Annotated in this window: 1 pseudogene; it reads left to right on the forward strand. The window is 62.5% G+C overall.

Annotation, left to right across the window (positions count from 1 at the left end):
* A pseudogene (locus ACTFO6_RS18640) lies at nt 1–280 on the forward strand (TIGR03087 family PEP-CTERM/XrtA system glycosyltransferase); the annotation flags it as partial.

The raw sequence follows: 280 nt of genomic DNA on the forward strand, positions 1-280 counted from the left end.
AGTTCGACCTGTGCACCGCCACCACCCGGGCCGAGTGGGAGACCCTGGTGGGTTACGGCGTGCAGGTGGCCACCGATTGGTTCCCCAATGGGGTGGACGCGGAATTTTTCACACCCGCCCGAGAGTCTTACGATCGGGACATGCTGTGCTTCGTGGGGCGCATGGACTACTACCCGAATCAGGAATGCATGTTCAATTTCTGCGAGCGGGTATGGCCGCGACTCAAGGCCCGTCGGCCGGGATTGAAGCTTTTCATCGTGGGGGCCGACCCTTCCCGGCG

The sequence above is a fragment of the Pelomicrobium sp. G1 genome (assembly GCF_051905455.1).
Classification (GTDB): Bacteria; Pseudomonadota; Gammaproteobacteria; order Burkholderiales; family UBA6910; genus Pelomicrobium.